The sequence below is a fragment of the Pseudomonas sp. C32 genome, assembly GCF_030417915.1.
Taxonomy (GTDB): domain Bacteria; phylum Pseudomonadota; class Gammaproteobacteria; order Pseudomonadales; family Pseudomonadaceae; genus Aquipseudomonas.
This window is the reverse complement of the sequence record NZ_JAUHUK010000002.1, coordinates 76,783-98,394: the sequence shown is the minus strand read 5'-3', so window position 1 is coordinate 98,394 and position 21,612 is coordinate 76,783. Positions and strand designations below refer to the sequence as shown.

The following is a 21,612-nucleotide window of genomic DNA, read 5'->3' as shown; positions in this document are numbered from 1 at the left end:
CTGACTGTGTAGTCCCGATGCCAGCGAGGTAGCGAAGCCATGCCGTCGCCCACTACACTCGGTCATTCTTTGATACACGGAGGTTTTGACATGCGGCGTGTGGTGTTCAATCAGAAAGGTGGTGTGGGCAAGTCCAGCATTGCCTGCAATCTGGCAGCGGTCAGTGCCAGCGAGGGCTTTCGCACCCTGTTGGTGGATCTCGATGCCCAGGCGAACTCCACCCAGTACCTGACGGGGCTTACCGGTAACGATATTCCGATGGGCATTGCCGATTTTTTCAAGCAGACCCTGTCGTCCGGGCCTTTCTCCAAGAAAAATCAGGTCGACATCTACGAAACCCCGTTCAACAACCTCCACGTCATTACAGCGACCGCTGAATTGGCGGATCTACAGCCAAAGCTTGAAGCCAAGCACAAGATCAACAAGCTGCGTAAGTTGCTCGAAGAGCTAAGTGAAGATTACGACCGGATTTACCTGGATACCCCGCCAGCGCTGAACTTCTATGCAGTTTCGGCACTGATCGCCGCCGATCGTGTGTTGATTCCATTCGACTGCGACAGTTTCTCCCGACAGGCGTTGTACGGCCTGATGGCGGAAATCGAAGAATTGAAGGAAGACCACAATGAGGGCCTGGAAGTCGAAGGCATCGTCGTCAATCAGTTCCAGGCCCGCGCCAGCCTGCCCCAGCAGATCCTCGACGAACTGATCGCCGAAGGCCTGCCAGTGTTGCCCGTTTACCTGGGCAGCTCGGTTCGCATGCGTGAGTCGCACCAGGCGAACACACCGCTGATCCATCTTGATCCGCGGCACAAGTTGACTCAACAGTTCGTCGAGTTGCACAACTTGCTGGAAAACGCCTGAGGCACAAAAGATCGGTGTCAAACCCCTTGGCTACGCAACCAGCTCATCAACTGCGGTAACGGGAAGGCCCCGCTCTGGCGTGCGACTTCCCGGCCGTTCTTGAACAGGATCAGGCTCGGAATCGAGCGAATCCCCAATTGCGCCGACAACTGCTGGTTCGCTTCGCTGTCCAGCTTGGCCAGCCGGCACTTGCCCGCCAGTTGCCCCGCCGCCTGTTCGAACACCGGCGCAAACGACTTGCATGGCCCGCACCAGTCCGCCCAAACATCCACCAGCAGCGGCAGATCGCCCTTGATCTGGCTGGCGTAGTCGCCCTGTTTCAACTCAAACGGCGTGTTCAGCAAGACTTCGGCTTTGCAGCGCCCGCATTTCGGGTGGTCGTTGAGGCGCTCGGCCGGGATGCGGTTGAGGCCGTTGCAGTGGGGGCAGGGAATCAGAAGTGGATTAGACATGTAGGTGGTCCTGTTAAAAATCCGATTACTCACTATTTGGAGACGTCTGCTCACATTTTCAATCGAGCGGGGAGCGGCGATAAAACTAGGCTGAGTCGTACTCAGTCAGGCCACTGGTCTTGTAGTGGGTATCGCATCTTGCGATATTTTTGATCTGTGATTAACTCCCCATAGCAGAATGCGATAAGGATGTTGCATGCATGTCATCACCGAAAAACGAATACGTGAAGCAGCAACCAAATGGCCAAGAGCAGCTACTGCACTGGATCATTGGTATCAACTGGTCAAAGGAAGTAAACCCTCGGATTTTGCGGCGATGAGGGCCTTATGGATCACCGCGAATATGACCGCGGAAAATGGAAGGAGGGAAGAGCATGAGTGTCCTGATCAAAAGAGCTGCGGAGCATTGGGAGTTCGTCTCGCCGTTGCTTCGAAAACCGAAAAACGAAGACGACTATGACTTGCTGGCGCAGGCGCTGGACGAGTTGCTCGAGATGACCGGCGATGATGAGTCCCATCCGCTTATGAGCCTGGTAGATATCATCGGTGACTGGATTGAGGAATGGGATCACAAGCATCACCCTATGCCGAAGCCTGGTGGGGTCGATATTCTTGGCTACTTGATGCGCGAACATGGCCTGACCCAGAGCGACCTTCCCGGTGTTGGTACCCAATCGGTTGTTTCGGAAATTCTGAGTGGCAAGCGTCAGCTCAACCTGCGGCAAATCCGCTGGTTGGCCGAACGATTTGGTGTGTCGGTTGAAACCTTCATCTGACCAGATTCAGGAAGAACAACTGATCTCCAGATGCTTGCCCCACTCCGGCGGCCGCTCGGCATAACTTTCCATCCCCGGTTGCTCTTCGAACGGTTTGCTCAGCACCGCGTGCAGACGGCGGACCTCTGAGTAGTCGCCGCTCTCTGCCGCATCGATGGCTTTCTGTGCCAGGTAATTGCGCAGGATGTACAGCGGATTGACCGCGTCCATCCGTTGGCGGCGCTGCTCTTGATCAAGCGTGCCTTCACGGTCCACACGGGCGACGTAGAGCTCGCCCCAGGCATCGAAGCCCTTGAGGTCGACGAAGTTATCACGCAAGTGGGTAATGGCCTGTTCGGGCGCCTTTTCACCCAAACGACGGAAAAACAGGCTGTAATCCACGCCGCTGTTCTGCATCAGTTGCAGCAAGTGCTCCAACAGTTTCTGGTCTTCGTCTTCGGCGGTGGTCAAGCCGAGGCGGCGACGCATCAGGTCCAGGTAATGGGCCTGGAACAGCGGCAGGTACAGGCCGAGGGTTTCGCGCAGGGCTTCGACGCTGATGAACGGCGTCAGGGCCTGGGCCAGGGCGCTGAGGTTCCACTGGCCAATCGGCACCTGGTTGCTGAAGGAGTAGCGGCCCTGATCATCGGAGTGGTTGCAGATGAAGTTGGCGTCGAAGTCGTCGAGGAAGGCGAACGGACCGAAGTCGAAGGTGATGCCGAGGATCGACATATTGTCGGTGTTCATCACGCCGTGGCAAAAACCGTAGGCCTGCCACTTGGCGATGAGTTCGGCATTGCGCTCGACAATCTCGCGGAACATCGCCAGGTACGGTTCCGGTTGCTCCAGGCATTCCGGGAAATGCATGGCCAGCACATGTTCGCCGAGTTCTTTCTGTTTTTCGGGGCGCTTGGTGTAATAGAAATACTCGAAGTGGCCGAAACGCACATGGCTCGGCGCAAGGCGCAGGACCATGGCGGCGCGCTCCTGCTTTTCGCGCCATACCGGCGTATCGGAACCGATGACGCACAGCGCTCGGGTGGTCGGGATGTTTAGCGCATGCAGGGCTTCGGACGCGAGAAATTCGCGGATCGAGGAGCGCAGCACGGCGCGACCATCACCCATGCGTGAAAACGGTGTCTGGCCCGCGCCCTTGAGGTGCAGGTCCCAGTGTTCGCCCGCCTCGTTGTACACCTCGCCCAACAACAGGCCGCGACCGTCGCCCAGTTGCGGGTTGTACGAGCCGAACTGATGCCCGGAATAGACCATCGCCCGAGGCACCGCGTCGGCCCAGAGCTTGTGGCCGCTGAACAGTTCGGCAAACTCCGGGGTTTCGGCCACGGCCGGGTCGAGGTCCAGCAACGCCATGGCGGCAGGGCTCGCGACCACAAGGCTTGGATTATCGATGGGCTCGGGCAGCACGTGGGCAGAAAAGGTATCGCCCAGGCGGTCGAAGCGATTATCGAAGGTCAGTTCGTCGAGGGCTTTCAAGGGCCGGCTCCAGCAGAATGTCCGAGCATTCTGCTGGGGAAAGACCGGTTAGTCGAGTTTGGCGGCCGGCGGTTGCTGCGACGACTTGCCATCGGTGATCGGCACGATGGTTTTCGCTTCCGGCTCGATCGGCACCATCTTGTATTCCTGGCCATGCAGGTTCTTGAGGTAGACCTCCATCTGCCGGAACGAGATGTTGATGTGCTGCTTCTTGAACTCGCGGTTGATGAAGCGGTTGACCTCGTCGAGCACCGGGTTGCGGTCGCCGAGGTCGCGCACGTGCATGCGCAACTCGTGGTCGAGGGTGCTTTCGCCGAAGTTCAGGAAGTACACGTGGGGTTCGGGGTCTTTCAGCACACGCGGGTTATCGCGGGCAGCCTTCAGCAGCAGTTCTTTCACCAGATCGAGATCCGAACCGTAGTCGACGCCGAGCTTGAGCGTCACTCGGGTAATGGTGTCGGTCAGCGACCAGTTGATCAGTTGCCCGGTGATGAACGTCTTGTTCGGGACAATGATGTCCTTGCGGTCGAAGTCGGTGATGGTCGTGGCGCGAATGCGGATTTTGCTCACCGTGCCCGACAGGTTGCCGATGGTGATGGTGTCGCCGATCCGTACCGGACGCTCGAACAGGATCATGATGCCGGAGATGAAGTTGGCGAAGATCTCCTGCATGCCGAAGCCGAGGCCGACCGACAGGGCTGCCACCAGCCATTGCAGCTTGTCCCAGCTCACGCCGAGGGTCGACAGCGTCGAGACGAAACCGACGCCGGCGATCACATAGGACAGCAGCGTGGTCGTGGCGTAGGCACTGCCCTGGGCGAGGTTGAGCTTGGACAGCACGAACACTTCCAGCAGGCCCGGCAAGTTGCGGGCGAGGGCGAAGGTGATGCCGATGATGATCAGCGCGCCGAGCATGTCGCCGATGCTGATCGGCACCATGCTCATGTTGGCGCCGGTGCCGCTGGTGTATTCGTAGAGGGTGATGTTGTCCAGGTACGAGAACACCGTGATCAGGTCGGCCCAGACCCAGTACAGCAACGCCATGAACCCGCCGAGCAACGCCAGACGGATCAGGCGCAGGGACTGTTCATTGACCTTTTCGATGTCCATGGTCGGTTCTTCGATCACCGCTTCGCCATCGCCGGCCTCTTTGGCAGCCTGACGTTTGGCCAGGGCGCGCTGGTAGGCCAGACGGCGTGCCGCGACGCTGAGGCCGCGGACGAAAGTGGCTTCGATCACCAGCCAGAACATCAGCAGATACAGGGTGTTGATCAGACGGTCGCTGAGTTTCAGTGCGGTGTAGTAGTAGCCGAAGCACACGGCGACAAACAGCGCGACGGGCAGGATGGTGAACAGGAAGCCCACGATCTTGCGGAACAACGAGGCGTTTTCGTGGGTCGGGCTGCTGATCAGCAAGCGGCTGAGCAGCAGGGTCATCAAGGCGTAGCACGTGAGCACCACGGGCATGCCGATCACGTCGTCGGCCAGTCCCGCCGGTTGCAGTTCGGCAACCGCCACCACCGCCACCAGAGCCATCACGACCATGCCGAGACGGCGGACCCAGCCGCGCAGGAACTCGACCTGAGGCTTTTCCCAGCGGAAATGCAGCTCGGCCACGCCACCCGGCGCCAGAATCCGGTAGGCGGTGTAGAACACCAGCCACGCCTGGGCCATTTGCAGCAGCGCTGCGCCCATGTTGGCGTTTTGCCCGCGGGCGTCGATTTGCAGGGCCAGGCCGCACAGCGCGAAGGCCAGGGACACCGGCATCGCCAGCAAGATGTTGATCAGAATGGCCTGCGGCGTGTGCCACTGGCTGTCGCGCTTGAAGTGGCCGATGTCCTGGTGAACTTTGTTCAGTCGTGAATACAGTTGTTTGCGGCGCCACAGCAGGGCACCAATCAGCAGTGCCAACGGCAGGAACAGCAGCGGTCGCTGGGTCAGGCCATCGGTCAGTTCGCTCAGGCTTGAGGCCAGGGGCAGCGTATCGATCTGACGCTCCAGGCGATCCGGCACGCTGTAGATCCACTCCAGGTCCAGCGGCTTGTTGCTGGGAATCCAGAACATCTGTTCATCGAGCGTGGCCCGCAGGCTTTGCGCGGTGCTGAGCAATTGCTTCTGGTTCAGTTGCAGGGTGATGGATTCGTTGAGGACCGCACTCAGCTCCCGGTTCAGACGCTCCAGCAGGTCGGCACGGGTGGTGGCCAGTTCCAGCAGGCTCTTGCGCAGCTGCGGGGTCACTTGCTCGGGAGGCTGGGTCGACAGCAGGTTATCGACGTAGGTGGCCGGGTTGCTGAGCAATTCACGTTGCTGGCTGACTTCGAACTGATAGAGGCGAATGTCGGCGATCTGGTCGGCCAGGTCGCGGTCGACCTTGAGGCGCGGCAGGGCTTGCTTCTGCTTGTAAAGAATCTTGGAGAGCAGCAGGCTGCCTTTGAGCACGTTGATCTGCTCATCCAAAGCCGAGTCGCTTTGGGTCACGCTGTCGAGTTGCTGCTTGGTCTGCAGGTTTTTCTGGGTGACTTCGTTGAGGCGGTCAGTGCTTTTGAGCAGGTAGTCCGAGAGCTTCAGGTTGGCCGTGCTTTCGGTCGCCAGCAGGCTACTGCCGCCGGACTTCTGCGCTTCGATCGACTGTTGCGTAACCGTTTCCTGAGATTGCGCCAGACGTTTCTGATTGATCAGGTTTTGCAGTTCTTGAATCTCACGATCCAGACGGTCGGACCTTTCCGACAACAAGTCATGCTGGCTGTTGCCCAGGTCTTGCAGCTGAGTATTGCCGGCCAGTTCCTGGCGACGCAGCGGGATCAGGGCATTGAGCGCCGCGAGTTCGGCGTTGAGTTGATCGCGATGCTCGGCACTCAAGGTCTTGCCGGCGTCTTTGCCGGTCTTGAGGATGTTGTTGATCTGCTGGATGCGTGTCTGGCTCGCGGAAATTTCCGCCTGCGCACGCTCCGGACGGGTCTGGGCAGTGATGATCAGGCTGTTGGCGTCGGCCAGGGCTTTTTGCAGATCGCTTTGCTGGGTCGAACGCTCGGTGAGCAATTGCTCCAGCTGCTGAATGTTCTCTTTGGCGAACCGTTGCGCCACCGGCACCACACTGGTGGCCTTGAGGCGGGTCAGTTCACGCTGGTTCTCGATGGTCTGCTTGGGCGCGCTGCTCAGCTGTTGCTTGAGATCAACCAGCTTCTGCTCGTAATCGCGCTGGTTGTTGAGCTGGGTCAGCGTGCCTTGCAGGACGGACTGCAGAGCCTTTTGATCCGCCTCCGGCAGTTTACGGTCGGCGATCTTGTCCAGACTCGTCTGCACGGCTTCGCGGGTGGGCGGTTCGGCGGCTTGCAAGGGACCGACGGAGAGGCTCAGGCCCAACAGGGCCATGATGAAAATAGTGCGCAGGCTTGACATAGAGACCGATCAAAAAGCTGACGAGAAGTGGAGTTTAGAGGAAGAGTCCCGGACCCGGGCGACTTCCTTCGGGGAATCTGACGCCCACTTTGCCGATCTTGTTCCCCTCCATGACGGCAACGGTCCAGATGGTGTTGTTCCATTCCACCTGGTCGCCGACCACCGGCGCGCCACCGACTTTCTGGGCGATGAAGTGGCCCAGGGACATGTCCGGGTCGATGCCTTCGACTTTCAGGCCATACAGGGCGGCAACCGCCGCCAGCTGGGCGTCTCCTTCGAGTACGAAGTCGCCGAAGAAACGCAAATCGAGGCCCCGTTGCGGCGCCTGGCTGAAGAGTTTTCCGAGGGCCGGCAGGTTGTGTTCATGGCCGATAACACACAGTAAATCATCGACTTCCAGCACCGTACTACCCGACGGATGGAGCAATTGCTGGCCACGAAACAGGGCGGCAATGCGGGTGCCTTCGGGCATTTTCAGTTCACGCAGGGGCGAACCGATGCACCATTTTTCCGCACCGAGTCGATAAACGAACAGTTCCCATTCGCTGGTGACGTGGACTTCCAGGGCGGAGCGGGAGATCGGTGCAGGCTCCGGCGGCACCGTCACCTTCAGCAGTTTGGCGACCCACGGCAAACTCGTGCCCTGCACCAGCAGCGACACCAGCACGATAAAGAACGCGAGGTTGAAATACAGTTGGGCGTTGGGCAGACCGGCCATCAGCGGGAACACCGCCAGAATGATCGGCACCGCGCCGCGCAGACCGACCCAGGAAATGAACGCCTTTTCCCGACCATGGAAGGCCTTGAACGGCAGCAGGCCGACGATCACCGACAGCGGCCGGGCAAACAGAATCATCCACAGCGCCAGTGCCAGTGCGGGCAGCGCAATCGGCAGCAGGTCGTGGGGTGTGACCAGCAGACCCAGCACCAGGAACATGCCGATCTGCGCCAGCCACGCCATGCCGTCGAGCATGTGCAGGATGCCGTGACGGCTGCGCACTGGACGGTTGCCGATCACCAGGCCGCAGATGTACACCGCGAGGAAGCCACTGCCATGCAAGGCGTTGGTCAGGGCAAAGACAACCAGCCCCCCGGCAATGACCAGAATCGGATACAAACCGGTGGCCAGATTGATGCGGTTGACCAGTTGCAACATCAGCCAGCCGCCACCTAGACCGATGACGCCGCCGATGCCGAATTCGCGCAGCAAGTGGGTCAGCAGGCTCCAGTGCAGGCCGGTCTGGCCGCTGGCGAGCATGTCGATCAAGGTGACGGTGAGAAACACCGCCATCGGGTCGTTGCTGCCGGATTCGATTTCGAGGGTGGCGGTGACCCGTTCGTTCAGGCCCTTGCCACCCAACAGCGAGAACACCGCCGCGGCGTCGGTGGAACCGACGATGGCGCCGATCAGCAGGCCTTGAATCAGGTTCAAGTCGAACAGCCACGCGGCCGCCATGCCGGTCAACCCGGTGGTAATCAACACCCCGACCGTCGCCAGCGACAGCGCCGGCCATAACGCTACGCGGAAACTCGATACCCGGGTGCGTAAGCCGCCGTCGAGCAGGATCACCGCCAGCGCGAGGTTGCCGACCAGATAAGCCGTGGGGTAGTTATCGAAAACAATGCCGGCGCCATCGACACCGGCCACCATGCCGACGGCCAGGATGATTACCAGAATCGGGATGCCGAGGCGTGACGAGAGGGAACTCACCAGAATGCTCGCACCCACCAGCAACGCGCCGATCAAGAACAGGCTGTTGATGGTCGTCGCATTCAAAGGCAGTACTCCAGAAAAGCTGAAAGGCGGGCGCAAAGTGACCATGCAGCCTGCGTGCCAGCGATTCTAACCTGTTGAATTGCGGTGCTGTCAAAAAGCTTTTTGCAGGCGATTCCGCACGCAAGCCCCCTCGCCACAGGGGGGCGGTGCTTGTTAGAGACTAAATCGCCCAACCATGGTGTTCAGGTCTACCGCCAGGCGCGACAGTTCATTGCTGGCCGCACTGGTCTGGTTGGCACCCGTGGCCGATTGCACCGACAGATCACGAATGTTCACCAGGTTGCGGTCCACTTCTCGGGCCACTTGCGCCTGCTCTTCCGCGGCGCTGGCGATCACCAGGTTGCGTTCGTTGATTTCGACGATGGTGCTGTTGATGGTGTCCAGCGACATTCCGGCGCCGCGGGCAATGTTCAGGGTCGACTCGGCGCGTTCGGTGCTGTTGCGCATTGAATCCACCGCCTGCCCGGTGCCGCTCTGGATGCTGCCGATCATGCGTTCGATTTCGCTGGTCGATTGCTGGGTGCGATGCGCCAGGGCCCGCACTTCATCGGCCACCACCGCAAAGCCACGACCGGCCTCACCAGCACGAGCCGCTTCGATGGCCGCATTGAGGGCCAGTAGATTGGTCTGGTCGGCGAGGCCGCGAATCACGTCCAGCACCTTGCCGATATCACGGGATTCGTTGGCCAGATCGCCGATCAGCGTTGCGGTGCTCTGAACATCCGCGCTCATGCGTTCGATGGCGCTGACGGTTTCCTGCACCAGATCGCGACCGTCACCGGCGGACGTGGTGGCGTTCTTCGACGCTTCGGAAGTGCTGACCGCGTTGCGCGCGACCTCTTCCACGGCGCTGGTCATTTCGTTGACGGCGGTAGCGGCCTGTTCGATTTCATTGTTCTGCTGGGTCAGGCCACGGGCGCTTTCGTCCGTGACGCTGTTGAGTTCTTCGGCTGCCGAAGCCAGTTGAGTGGCCGAACCGGAGATTCGCTGCAAGGTGTCGCGCAGCTTGTCCTGCATCTTCGACATCGCCAACAGCAAGCGCCCGGCCTCGTCGTTGCCGTCAACGGTGATCGGGTGTGTCAGGTTGCCTTCGGCAATCTGTTCGGCGGCGTTCAGGGCGTTGGCAATCGGCTGGGTGATGCTGTTGGTCAGCAGCCAGGCGAACAGCAGGGTCAGCGCAGTGGCGATCACCAGCAGGACGATGACCAGATTAAACGCCGAATCGTACTGCTCGGCGGCCCGCTGGTTGGTGTCGAGGGTTTGTTGGGTGTTGATCTCCAGCAATCGGCTCAGCACGGTATTGATCGCTTCGGAGTTGCTGAGCAGATCGGTGTTGAGCAGGTTGCGCAGTTCATCGACCTGATCGTTGCGCGACAGGGTTTTCATCCGGTCTTCGATCTGGCGGTACTGCCCCAGCAATTGCACGTATTGATCGTAGGTCGAACGCTCCTGCGGGCTGGTGATCAGTTTTTCGTAAGTGGCCTGGGCAGCGCGAATCTGCTGATTGCGCAGGTCCAGCAGTTCCATGGTTTTCTGCTGTACGTCGGGCTCGCGGTTCACCAGCAAGCGGTAGGACAGAACGCGCAGGCGCAAAGTGAGTTGGGTGAACTCGTCGAGACTCTTGATGCTCGGGACGCTGTTGGACGTGATGTTCTCGGCGGCGCCGCGGATCTTGCTCATCTGATTCAAGGCAAACACGCCCAGGATCATCATCAATCCGCCGATCAGGGCAAAGCTGAGGAACGCCCGCGGGGCAATATTCATATTACGAAGGGACATGGCGGTTTACCGAAAAGAGCGCGCCTGGGCGGTGCCGAGACTGACGTATAAATGCCTTATCGGTCGCGGGGCTGAACTCTTGAGCCCCGTGTGTTTGAGGCGGTTGCACCTTTTAGTGACGAAGTGCAGGAACCAGATCGGTCATTCACAGTCTTTAAAACTCGCGAGGACGGTTGCCCGTCAGGAAAATCAAGGCTTTGCGCCGGTATAACCCTGGCATCCACGGTGACTTTTCTTTATCGTACGCGCCCTTTGAAAATGCCCGGAAAATCAAAATGTTGGAAGCATCCCTGAGTCAACTGGAACAACTGGTCAGCGACCTCGTGCAGCAGAACCAGACCCTGAGCGCCGAACTGGCCCAGGCCAAGGACGAAAACGAAAGCCTGCAACTGAACCTGATGGAGCAGGAAGAGAAGCAAGGCGCCACCGCCGCTCGCATCCAGGCCCTGGTTGAACGCGTCAGTGCAGGCCCTGTCAGCGCATGAATTACAACGCCGCAGGGGTAAAAGTCGTCTCGATACTGGGGGAGGACTATTCGATCAAGGCACCCGCCGGGGAAGAACAGACCCTGCTGGACGCTGCGATGATGTTGAAAGCTGCCCTGGACGACACCAAAAGAAAGTACCCGACACTGATCGGTGACCGACTGCTCGTGCTGGCCGCGATGAATCTGTGCTCCCAGCAGATCGAAATGCGCAAGCAGCACCAACTCGAACTCGACCGTTACCAAGAGCAAGTCAGCGCCACGGTTGAAGTGATCTCCAAGACGATCAATCAAGCCTGATCGGCTTTGCGCACAACCAAAGAATAAATTGTCGACTTGGATGTATACAATCGGCACGGCTGTTGCAGTGATTCAGCCTCTTATTCTTTGGGGGTGCTCCATGCAGTTCTGGCGACGCAGTATCCAATGGCAGTTGATCCTGAGCATGGGCAGCGCCCTGCTGGTCAGTATTTTGATCGTGGTTGGCATTTATACCCTCGTGGTCAACCGCCTCGCCCAGAGCTATCTGGTCGAGCAAGCGTTGCCGTCGAGCATCGAAGCGATGCGCAACGACATCGAACGCATCCTCGTCCAACCCCTCACCGCCGCCAAGGACATCGCCAGCAACAGCATGGTGCGCGACTGGCTGGTCGCGGGTGAAGACAGCGCCCAGGTCGGCACCTTCACCACTTATCTCGAAGGTGTGCGCGCCGAGCACAAAGCCTTTACCGCGATCATTGTCGGTACCGCCTCCAACCATTACTTCACCGAAAAAGGCCTGGATCGCACCCTCAGTCGATCCAACCCGAAAGACGCCTGGTTCTATGAATTCGTGGACAGCAACCAGTCGCGCACCCTCAATATCGACAATGACACCGCCACCGGAGAATTGGCGCTTTTCATCGACTTCAAAGTCGAGCAGGGCGGCAAAACGGTGGGCGTTGCCGGTCTCGGCTTGAGCATGAAAGAGCTGTCGGAGTTGATTCACAACTTCAGCTTCGGTGAGCGCGGCAAGGTCTATCTCGTGCGTTCCGACGGTTTGATCCAGGTTCATCCCGAAGCGCAATTCAGCGGCAAACGTACCCTGACAGAGCAAGTTGGCGATGCAGCGGCCCGTCAAGTCATGGGTCAAAAATCCGCCACCAGTAATAGCTTCCAGCGTGACGGTGAAGATTTCCTCGCGTTAAGCCTGCCATTGCGCGATCTCGGCTGGACCTTGGTGGCCGAAGTGCCGCAGTCGCAGATCTATGCTGAAGCCCGTCGCGCCATGTGGATGAGCAGCGGCATTGGCCTGGCGGTGGCGATTGTGTGCCTGTTGCTGGTGGTGTTGCTGGCCCGTGGATTGGTAAAACCGATTCGTCAGGTAACAGCGGCACTGGTCGCCATCGGTAGCGGTGGTGGAGATTTGACCCACCGGTTAGATTCCAGCCGCGCCGATGAGCTGGGTGATCTGGCGCGCGGGTTCAATCGCTTCCTCGACAGTCAGCGCGACATGATCGGCGAAGTGCTGACCACCAGCGAACGCCTGCGCACGGCGGTGAGCCAAGTGGCCAAGGTTGTGGATAACACTGCTGAGCGCTCCGGACGCCAGCAGGAAATGACTGACATGGTCGCCACGGCGGTTCACGAAATGGGCCTGACGGTTCAGGAAATCGCGCAGAACGCCGGCAATGCGGCGGTCGCGTCGCAAACGGCGCGGGATGAGGCGATGCAAGCGCGGGAAGTGGTCGGTGGCTCGATCCGCCACATCGAAAGCATGTCCGATGAAATCGGCGTCGCCGCCCATGCCGTTGGTGCACTGGCCCATCAGGTGGCGTCAATCGATCAGGTGCTGGCTGTGATTCGCGGCATCTCCGAGCAAACCAACCTGCTGGCGCTCAATGCTGCCATCGAAGCCGCGCGGGCCGGTGACATGGGCCGCGGGTTTGCGGTCGTTGCCGATGAGGTGCGGACCCTGGCACGACGCACCCAGTCGTCCACCGACGAGATTCAGCAAATGATCGGCAGCCTCAAGCAGGGCGCAGAGAATGCGGTGTCATCGATGCATTCGGGGCAAGCGGCGACGGGCACGGGTGTTGAGTCGAGCCAGCGTACCGGGGCGTCGTTGACCGAGATTACCGAGCAGGTGGAGCGCATCAGCGACATGAACCATCAGGTGGCGACGGCGACGGAAGAGCAATCGGCCGTGACCGAAGAGATCAACCGCAACGTGCAGGGGATTTCCGATCTGGCCCGGGCGACGGCAGGGGAGGTGCGGGCTTGCCGCGAGGACTGCCAGACGTTGCAGCGCTTGGCCGATGATCTGGCGCGTCAGATGGGTGGGTTCAAGCTGAAGTGATGTGTTGTTTGTTCTGACGCCATCGCGAGCAAGCTCGCTCCTACAGGTTTTGTGTCGAACACATTATTCGTGAACGACCGGATCCCTGTAGGAGCCGGCTTGCCGGCGATTGGATCTCAAAGGCGGCACAAGGCGCGGATCAGAACCACTCATCCTGCATCGTCAGGCACACATCATCCCGAGATTCGAGCAATGCCAGCTCATGATGGCAACCCGGCACTTCCCACGTCAGGAAGTACCGCGCCGCCTGCAGCTTGCCTTTGTAAAAGCTCACATCCGCCGCATTCCCCTTGGCCAAGCCTTCCTCGGCGCGGATCGCCTGTTCCAGCCAGCGCCAGCCAATCACCGTGTGGCCGAACACCTTCAGGTACAGCGCCGAGTTCGCCAGGCTGCTATTAACCTTGCCCTGGCCCAGATCAACCAGCAGGCCGATGGTCACGGTTTGCAGGCGCGCCACCAGTTTTTCCAGTGGTTCGCGCAGCGGCGTCAATGAATCAAACGCCTGCGCTCGCTCGCCCGTGTTGGCGATCAGGCGGATCAGTTGTTTCAGGCCTGCACCACCGTTCTGCGCCAGTTTGCGCCCCAGCAAGTCCAGCGACTGGATGCCGTGGGTGCCTTCGTGGATCGGGTTCAGGCGGTTGTCGCGGTAGTACTGCTCCACCGGGTATTCGCGGGTATAGCCGTGGCCGCCAAGAATCTGGATCGCCAGTTCGTTGGCCTTCAGGCAAAACTCCGATGGCCAGGATTTGACGATTGGCGTCAGCAGGTCCAGCAGCTCATGGGCCTGTTTGCGTTCGGCTTCGGTCGCAAGCGTCGTGGTGTCATCGAACAGCCGCGCCGCATAAAGACCCAAGTCAAACGAACCTTCGACATAGGCCTTTTGTGTCAGCAGCATGCGCTTGACGTCGGCGTGGTTGATGATCGCCACCGGCGCGGTGTTCGGGTCCTTACTGTCCGGCACACGGCCCTGTGGACGCTCGCGGGCGTACTCCAGCGAATACAGGTAACCGGCGTAGCCGAGCATCACCGCACCCATGCCGACGCCGATCCGCGCCTCGTTCATCATCTGGAACATGTAGCTCAAGCCCTGGTGCGGTTTGCCCACCAGATAGCCGACACACTCACCGTTATCGCCGAAGTTCAGCGCGGTGGACGTGGTGCCGCGCCAGCCCATCTTGTGGAACAGACCGGCGAGCAACACGTCATTACGCTTGCCGAGGCTGCCGTCATCGTTGACCAGGAATTTCGGCACGATGAACAGTGAAATACCCTTCACCCCGGCCGGTGCGTCCGGCAGTTTGGCCAGGACCATGTGCACAATGTTTTCCGACAGCGGGTGATCGCCGCCGGAAATGAAGATCTTGTTGCCCTTGAGGCGATAGGTGCCGTCAGACGCAGGCTCGGCGCGGGTACGAATATCCGACAGCGACGAGCCGGCGTGCGGTTCGGTCAAGGCCATGGTGCCGAAAAAGCGGCCATCGATCATGGGTTGCAGGAAGCGCTGCTTCTGTTCGTCAGTGCCGAAGCTTTCGATCAGGTTGGCCGCGCCCATGGTCAGGAACGGATAAGACGTCGAAGCGGCGTTGGCGGACTGGAAGTGCGAAAAGCAGGCTTGGGACAACAAAGTAGGAAGTTGCATGCCGCCAGCGTCGAAACTGCGCGCAGCGTTGAGGAAACCCGCTTCGAGGAAGGCATCCACTGCCGGTTTCACTTCGGGAATCAGAATCGCCTGACCGTTCTCATAGCGCGGCTCGTTCTCGTCGCCCTTGCGGTTGTGCGGGGCAAAGAACTTCTCGGCGATGCTGCGGGCGGTGCCAATGGCGGCATCGAAGGTTTCGCGATTGTGCTCGGCGAAACGCTCACGCTGGGTCAGGCCCTCGGCATCAAGGACTTCATACAGCTCGAAAGCCAGATTGCGGGAACTGAGCAACGTCTCGGACATGGCGGCCTACCTTTTATTGGAATGGGCCGAGTCTAAGATGGGGGATAGAGGCTGAACAGGATGATTGATGTCGGTGATAAAGGGGCAAAACACCGACCTGTAGGAGTCGGCTTGCTGGCGATGGCGGTGCATCAGACGTACCGTAGTGTATTGATCGCCAGCAAGCCGGCTCCTACAAGGCAAAAAAATGGGCGCCGATGAGGGCGCCCATTTTTACAGTGACTGCATCGCTATTTAGCCGATGGTCATCAAGCTGGCATTACCACCCGCCGCAGCGGTATTGACGCTCAACGCACGCTCAATCACCAGGCGCTCCAGCGCAATGTTGGATTCGCCTTGCGACAGGCCCTGAACCCCAACGATAGCGCCGGCACGTTTGGCGACCTGCTGGCAGACCGCACGCAACTGGTCGGAATGGCCGTGATGCAGAACCGCATCAAACACCACTTCGTCCTTGTTCCAGTCGGAAACCAGCTTGATGCGCGCCTGAATGTCCTTCGGCAAGCGTGCGAACAAGGCTTTGGTCATGTCAGCTTCCGGCCAGACTGCCGAACCGCCAACAGCCAATACGGCTGCCAGTTGAGTCAGCAGGTCGCCTTCGACTTCCGCCAGGCACAGCACGTGTTCACGCGGCAGGATTGCATAGCTGTTGCGCTCGCCGGTCGGGCCGGCCAGTACGCGGGTGATACCGCTTTGCGATTGCGCGGCGAACTGTACGCACAGGGTGCTCAGGTCGGCGAACTTGTTGCTGTCGGCCCAGGCTTTCAGGGCAATCAGCGGCTTGCTCATCGCCTCGCGCAGACGTACATCCGGTGCAACCTCGGCATCACCGCGAGCGAAGGATTGTTCGATCGCATCGGTAGGACGCGTCGACAGCAGGCGGTACAGGTACAGCGGGCCACCGGCTTTCGGGCCAGTACCCGACAGGCCTTCGCCGCCGAACGGTTGAACGCCGACCACGGCACCCACGATGTTGCGGTTGACGTAGACGTTACCGGCGTTGACGTTGTCGATCACCTTGGCGATGGTTTCGTCGATGCGGGTGTGCACGCCCAGCGTCAGGCCGTAGCCGGAAGCGTTGATCTGAGCGATCAGCTGGTCGATGTCTTTACGCTTGTAGCGAACCACGTGCAGCACCGGGCCGAAGATTTCGCGCTGCAGTTCATCGAAGCTTTCCAGTTCGATCAACGTCGGCATGACGAAGGTGCCGCGTTTGACCTCTTCGGCGTCGGCGATGGCCACCTGGTACACGCTGCGACCTTTGTCGCGCATGGCCTGGATGTGCTTCTCGATGCCGGCCTTGGCTTCGGCGTCGATCACCGGGCCAATGTCCACGGACAGACGCTCAGGGTTGCCGAGGCGGCTTTCAGCCATGGCACCTTTAAGCATTTCGATGACACGGTCAGCGGAATCTTCCTGCAAGCACAGCACGCGCAGGGCCGAGCAACGCTGGCCGGCGCTGTCGAAGGCCGACGAAACCACGTCGATCACCACTTGCTCGGTCAGTGCCGAGGAGTCGACGATCATTGCGTTCTGGCCACCGGTTTCGGCGATCAGCGGGATCGGACGACCCTGGCTGTCCAAACGACCGGCAATGTTGCGTTGCAGCAGGCGAGCGACTTCGGTGGAACCGGTGAACATCACGCCTTTGACGCGATCATCGCCGACCAGACCGGCACCGACGGTTTCGCCACGGCCCGGCAGCAGTTGCAGCACGCCTTCCGGGATGCCGGCTTCGAGCAGCAGGCGCACGGCCTGAGCGGCGACCAGCGGGGTCTGTTCCGCAGGCTTGGCCAATACCGGGTTACCGGCAGCCAATGCAGCGGCGACTTGACCACTGAAGATTGCCAGCGGGAAGTTCCACGGGCTGATGCACACGACTGGACCCAGCGGACGGTGAGCGTCGTTGGTGAAATCGTTGCGTGCCTGCACCGCGTAATAACGCAGGAAGTCCACGGCTTCACGCACTTCGGCGATGGCGTTGGCGAAGGTCTTGCCAGCTTCACGAGCCAGCAGGCCCATCAGCGGCTGGATCTCGGCTTCCATCAAGTCAGCGGCACGTTCCAGGATCGCGGCGCGCTCGGCGGGCGGGGTGGCCTGCCAGATCGGTGCAGCGTTCAGGGCGCACTGGATCGCATTGTCGACGTCTTCGACGGTCGCTTCCTGCACGTGGCCGACCACGTCACGCATATCCGACGGGTTCAGAACCGGTGCCGGCGCTTCGCTGCTGGAGGCGCAACCGAGCATCGGCGCGGCTTTCCAGTGGTTATGCGCGGTGGCGAGCAGGGCGCAGGACAGCGAAGCCAAACGATGTTCGTTGGCCATGTCGATGCCGCTGGAGTTGGCGCGTTCCGAACCGTACAGGTCACGCGGCAGCGGAATGCGTGGGTGCGGCAGACCGAAGCCACCTTCCACGGTCGCCATCTGCTCGATGCTGGCTACCGGATCGGCCACCAGTTCCTGGATGGAAATCGACTGGTCGGCGATACGGTTGACGAACGAGGTGTTCGCGCCGTTTTCCAGCAGACGACGTACCAGGTAAGCCAGCAGGGTTTCGTGGGTGCCGACCGGAGCGTACACGCGGCACGGACGGTTCAGCTTGCCTTCGGAAACTTTGCCTACAACTTGTTCGTACAGCGGTTCACCCATGCCGTGCAGGCACTGGAACTCGTACTGACCCGGGTAATAGTTCTGACCGGCGATGTGATAAATGGCCGACAGCGTGTGGGCGTTGTGGGTGGCGAACTGCGGGTAGATGACTTCCGGTACCGACAGCAGTTTGCGTGCGCAAGCGATGTAGGAAACGTCGGTGTACACCTTGCGGGTGTAGACCGGGTAGCCTTCCAGGCCTTCGACCTGGGCGCGCTTGATCTCGCTGTCCCAGTACGCGCCTTTTACCAGGCGGATCATCAGGCGATGACGGCTGCGACGAGCCAGGTCGATCACGTAGTCGATCACGTACGGGCAACGCTTCTGGTAAGCCTGGATCACGAAACCGATGCCGTTCCAGCCAGTCAGTTGCGGCTCGAAGCACAGGCGCTCGAGCAGATCCAGCGACAGCTCGAGGCGGTCGGCTTCTTCGGCGTCGATGTTCAGGCCGATGTCGTATTGCTTGGCCAGCAGGGTCAGCGACAATAGGCGCGGGTACAGCTCGTCCATCACGCGCTCGTACTGGGCGCGGCTGTAACGCGGGTGCAGGGCGGACAGTTTGATGGAGATGCCCGGGCCTTCATAAATCCCACGGCCATGGGACGCTTTGCCGATCGAGTGGATGGCTTGTTCGTACGAGGCCAGGTACTTCTGGGCGTCGTGCTCGGTGAGTGCGGCTTCACCCAGCATGTCGTAGGAATAGCGGAAACCCTTGGCTTCGAACTTGCTGGCGTTAGCCAGGGCCTCGGCGATGGTTTCGCCGGTCACGAACTGCTCGCCCATCAGGCGCATGGCCATGTCGACGCCCTTGCGGATCATCGGCTCGCCGCTCTTGCCGATGATGCGGCTCAGGGACGAGGTCAAGCCCGCTTCGTTGTGCGTGGACACCAGCTTGCCGGTCAGCAGCAGGCCCCAGGTCGCGGCGTTGACGAACAGCGACGGGCTGTTGCCCAGGTGCGGATGCCAGTTGCCGGTGCTGATCTTGTCGCGGATCAGTGCATCGCGAGTGCCTTTGTCCGGGATGCGCAGCAGCGCTTCGGCCAGGCACATCAGCGCCACGCCTTCCTGGGAAGACAGAGAGAATTCCTGCAGCAGGCCCTGAACGATGCCAGCACGGCCGCCAGCGCTCTTCTGGTTGCGCAGTTTTTCCGCGATGGACGCGGCGAGTTTGTTGGTGGCTTCGGCCATCGGAGCCGGCAGACGCGCCTGCTCGATCAGCATCGGTACCACTTCCGGCTCAGGGCGACGGTAGGCGGCGGTGATCGATGCGCGCAGGACCGATTGCGGCAGGATGCTTTCAGCGAATTCGAGGAAGCACTGGTGGGCATGATCCAGAGGCGCGTCGACGGAGTCGTCGGAATCCTTGGTCAAACCGTTCAGCTCGGACAGGGTTGCACCACCCTCGAGTTTTTCCAGGTAATTAAAGATTGCCTGCTTGATCAGCCAGTGAGGCGTGCGATCAATCGAGGTCGCGGCGGCCTTGAGGCGTTCGCGGGTCGGGTCGTCAAGTTTGACCCCAAGGGTGGTGGTAGCCATGTTTTTATCCTCATGTTTGCCACGACTGCGTGGCATCAGCTGGCGGCAAGATTAGCCGTGCAACTGGTGAGGTGCAACCGGGTGCAACCCTTTTTTTGTCGGAATAATAAGCAGCTCGTCAGGAAATAAATTCTGGTACGTCAGTGCCGCCTCTGCTTGGTGCTTTTTAGGTTAGTCAGCGGCGGTTCTTGCTCCGAAAAGGAGCAAAAACAAGGGTTTGGAATTTATTTCCGACTGGGTGCAACTTATTCAAGAGAAACTGGTTGCACCTTATTTGCTTTGTTGAATAGCATTCGCGCCCAAGGTGCAACCCGAGCGAAATCGGGTGCGCCGGCCGATGGCTTTCCTGGGGAAACATCGGTCATAAATGCGCGGCATCCCGAATCGTCTGTCAAACGTCACCGTTTGCGAGCGGTTCACCCGCCGCCGCTACATAAAAACAAAGCCAGGGCGTAACTCAATGAGCGTAAGCAACCCCACCCTGATCACGTTTGTGATCTACATCGCAGCAATGGTGCTGATCGGCTTCATGGCCTATCGCTCCACCAACAACCTTTCCGATTACATTCTGGGCGGCCGTAGCCTGGGCAGCGTCGTGACTGCACTGTCCGCCGGCGCTTCCGACATGAGCGGCTGGTTGTTGATGGGCCTGCCGGGCGCCATCTACATGTCCGGTCTGTCTGAAAGCTGGATCGCCATCGGCCTGATCATCGGTGCGTACCTGAACTGGCTGTTCGTCGCTGGCCGTCTGCGTGTGCAGACCGAGCACAATGGCGATGCGCTGACCCTGCCGGACTACTTCTCCAGCCGTTTCGAAGACAAAAGCGGCCTGCTGCGGATCATCTCCGCCGTCGTGATCCTGGTGTTCTTCACCATCTACTGCGCTTCGGGCATCGTGGCTGGCGCCCGTCTGTTTGAAAGCACCTTCGGCATGTCCTACGAGACCGCGCTGTGGGCCGGTGCTGCGGCGACAATTGCCTACACCTTCGTAGGCGGTTTCCTGGCAGTGAGCTGGACTGACACCGTACAAGCCACACTGATGATCTTCGCCCTGTTGCTCACGCCGATCATCGTGCTGCTGGCGACCGGCGGCGTCGACACCACGTTCCTGGCCATCGAAGCGCAAGATCCAAGCAACTTCGACATGCTGAAAAACACCACCTTCATCGGCATCATTTCGCTGATGGGCTGGGGTCTGGGCTACTTCGGTCAGCCGCACATCCTGGCGCGCTTCATGGCTGCCGATTCGGTCAAGTCGATCGCCAAGGCTCGTCGCATTTCCATGGCCTGGATGATCCTGTGCCTGGGCGGCACCGTGGCGGTAGGCTTCTTCGGTATCGCTTACTTCTCGGCGCACCCTGAGCTGGCCGGTCCTGTGACCGAAAACCACGAGCGTGTGTTCATCGAGCTGGCGAAAATCCTGTTCAACCCATGGATTGCCGGTGTTCTGTTGTCGGCCATTCTGGCTGCCGTAATGAGTACCCTGAGCTGCCAGTTGCTGGTGTGCTCGAGCGCCCTGACCGAAGACTTCTACAAAACCTTCCTGCGTAAAACCGCTTCCCAGGTTGAACTGGTCTGGGTTGGCCGCGCCATGGTGCTGTTGGTTGCTCTGGTTGCGATCGCTCTGGCGGCCAACCCGGAAAACCGTGTACTGGGTCTGGTGAGCTACGCGTGGGCTGGTTTCGGTGCTGCGTTCGGTCCGGTCGTGCTGATCTCCGTGATCTGGAAAGACATGACCCGTAACGGCGCACTGGCCGGTATCCTGGTCGGCGCGATCACCGTGATCGTGTGGAAACACTTCGAACTGCTGGGCCTGTACGAAATCATCCCTGGTTTCATCTTCGCCAGCCTGGCGATCTACATCGTCAGCAAACTGGGCACGCCGACTGCCGGCATGCTTCAGCGTTTCGATGCTGCCGAAAAAGATTACCGCCTGAACAAGTGATGGGGATGAGCTGACGCTCTGAACTTTCGCGCAAAACGGCCCGCTTCCTACAGGATGCGGGTCGTTTTTTTTGGCCTTCGCAAAATATTCGAACCTCTGTAGGCGCGAGCAAGCTCGCTCCTACAAGGGGTTCGGTGTTTTCTTTGCTTGTCTGTAGTTGGATAAACCGTTTTCTGAAGGGAAATGCTTCGAGGGAAGTAGGCT

The 21,612-nt window shown here is 59.9% G+C and carries 13 protein-coding genes and 1 pseudogene; 7 read left to right on the top strand and 7 right to left on the bottom strand.

Translation table 11 applies throughout. The features are described 5' to 3' along the window. Window positions 1–90: 90 nt before the first annotated feature. Window positions 91–861, top strand: a complete 771-nt coding sequence (locus QYH43_RS02700; RefSeq protein ID WP_095056442.1) for a ParA family protein — start codon at window positions 91–93, stop codon at window positions 859–861. Between the two features lie 17 nt (window positions 862–878). Here QYH43_RS02700 and trxC read toward each other — a convergent pair whose 3' ends face one another. After that, a complete protein-coding gene (trxC, locus tag QYH43_RS02695; protein ID WP_095152469.1) occupies window positions 879–1,313 on the bottom strand; it encodes a thioredoxin TrxC in 435 nt (144 codons plus the stop codon). Window positions 1,314–1,509: 196 nt separating this feature from the next. Between trxC and QYH43_RS02690 the strand changes: the two are divergent. Continuing rightward, window positions 1,510–1,691, top strand: a pseudogene (locus tag QYH43_RS02690) (hypothetical protein). Further along, window positions 1,688–2,089 carry a type II toxin-antitoxin system HigA family antitoxin gene (locus QYH43_RS02685; protein ID WP_095056439.1) on the top strand — a complete coding sequence of 134 codons (402 nt, stop codon included), beginning with the start codon at window positions 1,688–1,690 and terminating at the stop codon, window positions 2,087–2,089. Before QYH43_RS02690 ends, QYH43_RS02685 begins: the two are co-directional and overlap by 4 nt. Window positions 2,090–2,095: 6 nt before the next feature. On the opposite strand, the gene selO is transcribed toward QYH43_RS02685, so the two are convergent. From selO to QYH43_RS02665, 4 genes are all read right to left on the bottom strand, one after another. Then, the gene (gene selO, locus QYH43_RS02680) at window positions 2,096–3,559 is read right to left on the bottom strand and encodes a protein adenylyltransferase SelO (protein ID WP_301156191.1); all 1,464 of its coding nucleotides are present in this window, start codon (window positions 3,557–3,559) and stop codon (window positions 2,096–2,098) included. A gap of 48 nt (window positions 3,560–3,607) precedes the next feature. Next, the gene (gene mscK / locus QYH43_RS02675) at window positions 3,608–6,958 is read right to left on the bottom strand and encodes a mechanosensitive channel MscK (RefSeq protein ID WP_095056437.1); all 3,351 of its coding nucleotides are present in this window, start codon (window positions 6,956–6,958) and stop codon (window positions 3,608–3,610) included. Window positions 6,959–6,992: 34 nt separating this feature from the next. Then, window positions 6,993–8,735 carry a potassium/proton antiporter gene (locus tag QYH43_RS02670; protein ID WP_095056436.1) on the bottom strand — a complete coding sequence of 581 codons (1,743 nt, stop codon included), beginning with the start codon at window positions 8,733–8,735 and terminating at the stop codon, window positions 6,993–6,995. 153 nt (window positions 8,736–8,888) lie between these two features. Beyond that, the gene (locus QYH43_RS02665; protein ID WP_301156190.1) at window positions 8,889–10,514 is read right to left on the bottom strand and encodes a methyl-accepting chemotaxis protein; all 1,626 of its coding nucleotides are present in this window, start codon (window positions 10,512–10,514) and stop codon (window positions 8,889–8,891) included. Window positions 10,515–10,789: 275 nt separating this feature from the next. Here QYH43_RS02665 and QYH43_RS02660 point away from each other — a divergent pair, with 275 nt between their 5' ends. From QYH43_RS02660 to QYH43_RS02650, 3 genes are all read left to right on the top strand, one after another. Continuing rightward, window positions 10,790–10,999, top strand: coding sequence for a hypothetical protein (locus QYH43_RS02660; RefSeq protein WP_095056434.1), 210 nt, complete (start codon window positions 10,790–10,792; stop codon window positions 10,997–10,999). Next, window positions 10,996–11,298 carry a cell division protein ZapA gene (locus QYH43_RS02655; RefSeq protein ID WP_095056433.1) on the top strand — a complete coding sequence of 101 codons (303 nt, stop codon included), beginning with the start codon at window positions 10,996–10,998 and terminating at the stop codon, window positions 11,296–11,298. The genes QYH43_RS02660 and QYH43_RS02655 overlap by 4 nt, the downstream gene beginning before the upstream one ends. A 100-nt stretch (window positions 11,299–11,398) precedes the next feature. Next, a complete protein-coding gene (locus QYH43_RS02650; RefSeq protein ID WP_095056432.1) occupies window positions 11,399–13,336 on the top strand; it encodes a methyl-accepting chemotaxis protein in 1,938 nt (645 codons plus the stop codon). A 139-nt stretch (window positions 13,337–13,475) separates the two neighbouring features. Here QYH43_RS02650 and QYH43_RS02645 read toward each other — a convergent pair whose 3' ends face one another. Together QYH43_RS02645 and putA are read right to left on the bottom strand one after the other, a co-directional pair. Then, the gene (locus QYH43_RS02645; protein ID WP_301156187.1) at window positions 13,476–15,278 is read right to left on the bottom strand and encodes an acyl-CoA dehydrogenase; all 1,803 of its coding nucleotides are present in this window, start codon (window positions 15,276–15,278) and stop codon (window positions 13,476–13,478) included. Between the two features lie 234 nt (window positions 15,279–15,512). Further along, a complete protein-coding gene (gene putA / locus QYH43_RS02640; RefSeq protein ID WP_301156185.1) occupies window positions 15,513–19,463 on the bottom strand; it encodes a trifunctional transcriptional regulator/proline dehydrogenase/L-glutamate gamma-semialdehyde dehydrogenase in 3,951 nt (1,316 codons plus the stop codon). 460 nt (window positions 19,464–19,923) lie between these two features. Between putA and putP the strand changes: the two genes are divergently transcribed. Beyond that, window positions 19,924–21,408, top strand: a complete 1,485-nt coding sequence (putP, locus tag QYH43_RS02635) for a sodium/proline symporter PutP (protein WP_095056429.1) — start codon at window positions 19,924–19,926, stop codon at window positions 21,406–21,408. The last annotated feature ends 204 nt before the right edge of the window (window positions 21,409–21,612 follow it).

Coding starts and splice junctions, on each gene's coding strand:
- QYH43_RS02700 (WP_095056442.1), top strand. CDS start 91: ATGCGGCGTGTGGTGTTCAATCAGAAAGGTGGTGTGGGCAAGTCCAGC.
- trxC (WP_095152469.1), bottom strand. CDS start 1,313: ATGTCTAATCCACTTCTGATTCCCTGCCCCCACTGCAACGGCCTCAAC.
- QYH43_RS02685 (WP_095056439.1), top strand. CDS start 1,688: ATGAGTGTCCTGATCAAAAGAGCTGCGGAGCATTGGGAGTTCGTCTCG.
- mscK (WP_095056437.1), bottom strand. CDS start 6,958: ATGTCAAGCCTGCGCACTATTTTCATCATGGCCCTGTTGGGCCTGAGC.
- QYH43_RS02665 (WP_301156190.1), bottom strand. CDS start 10,514: ATGTCCCTTCGTAATATGAATATTGCCCCGCGGGCGTTCCTCAGCTTT.
- QYH43_RS02660 (WP_095056434.1), top strand. CDS start 10,790: ATGTTGGAAGCATCCCTGAGTCAACTGGAACAACTGGTCAGCGACCTC.
- QYH43_RS02655 (WP_095056433.1), top strand. CDS start 10,996: ATGAATTACAACGCCGCAGGGGTAAAAGTCGTCTCGATACTGGGGGAG.
- QYH43_RS02650 (WP_095056432.1), top strand. CDS start 11,399: ATGCAGTTCTGGCGACGCAGTATCCAATGGCAGTTGATCCTGAGCATG.
- QYH43_RS02645 (WP_301156187.1), bottom strand. CDS start 15,278: ATGTCCGAGACGTTGCTCAGTTCCCGCAATCTGGCTTTCGAGCTGTAT.
- putA (WP_301156185.1), bottom strand. CDS start 19,463: ATGGCTACCACCACCCTTGGGGTCAAACTTGACGACCCGACCCGCGAA.
- putP (WP_095056429.1), top strand. CDS start 19,924: ATGAGCGTAAGCAACCCCACCCTGATCACGTTTGTGATCTACATCGCA.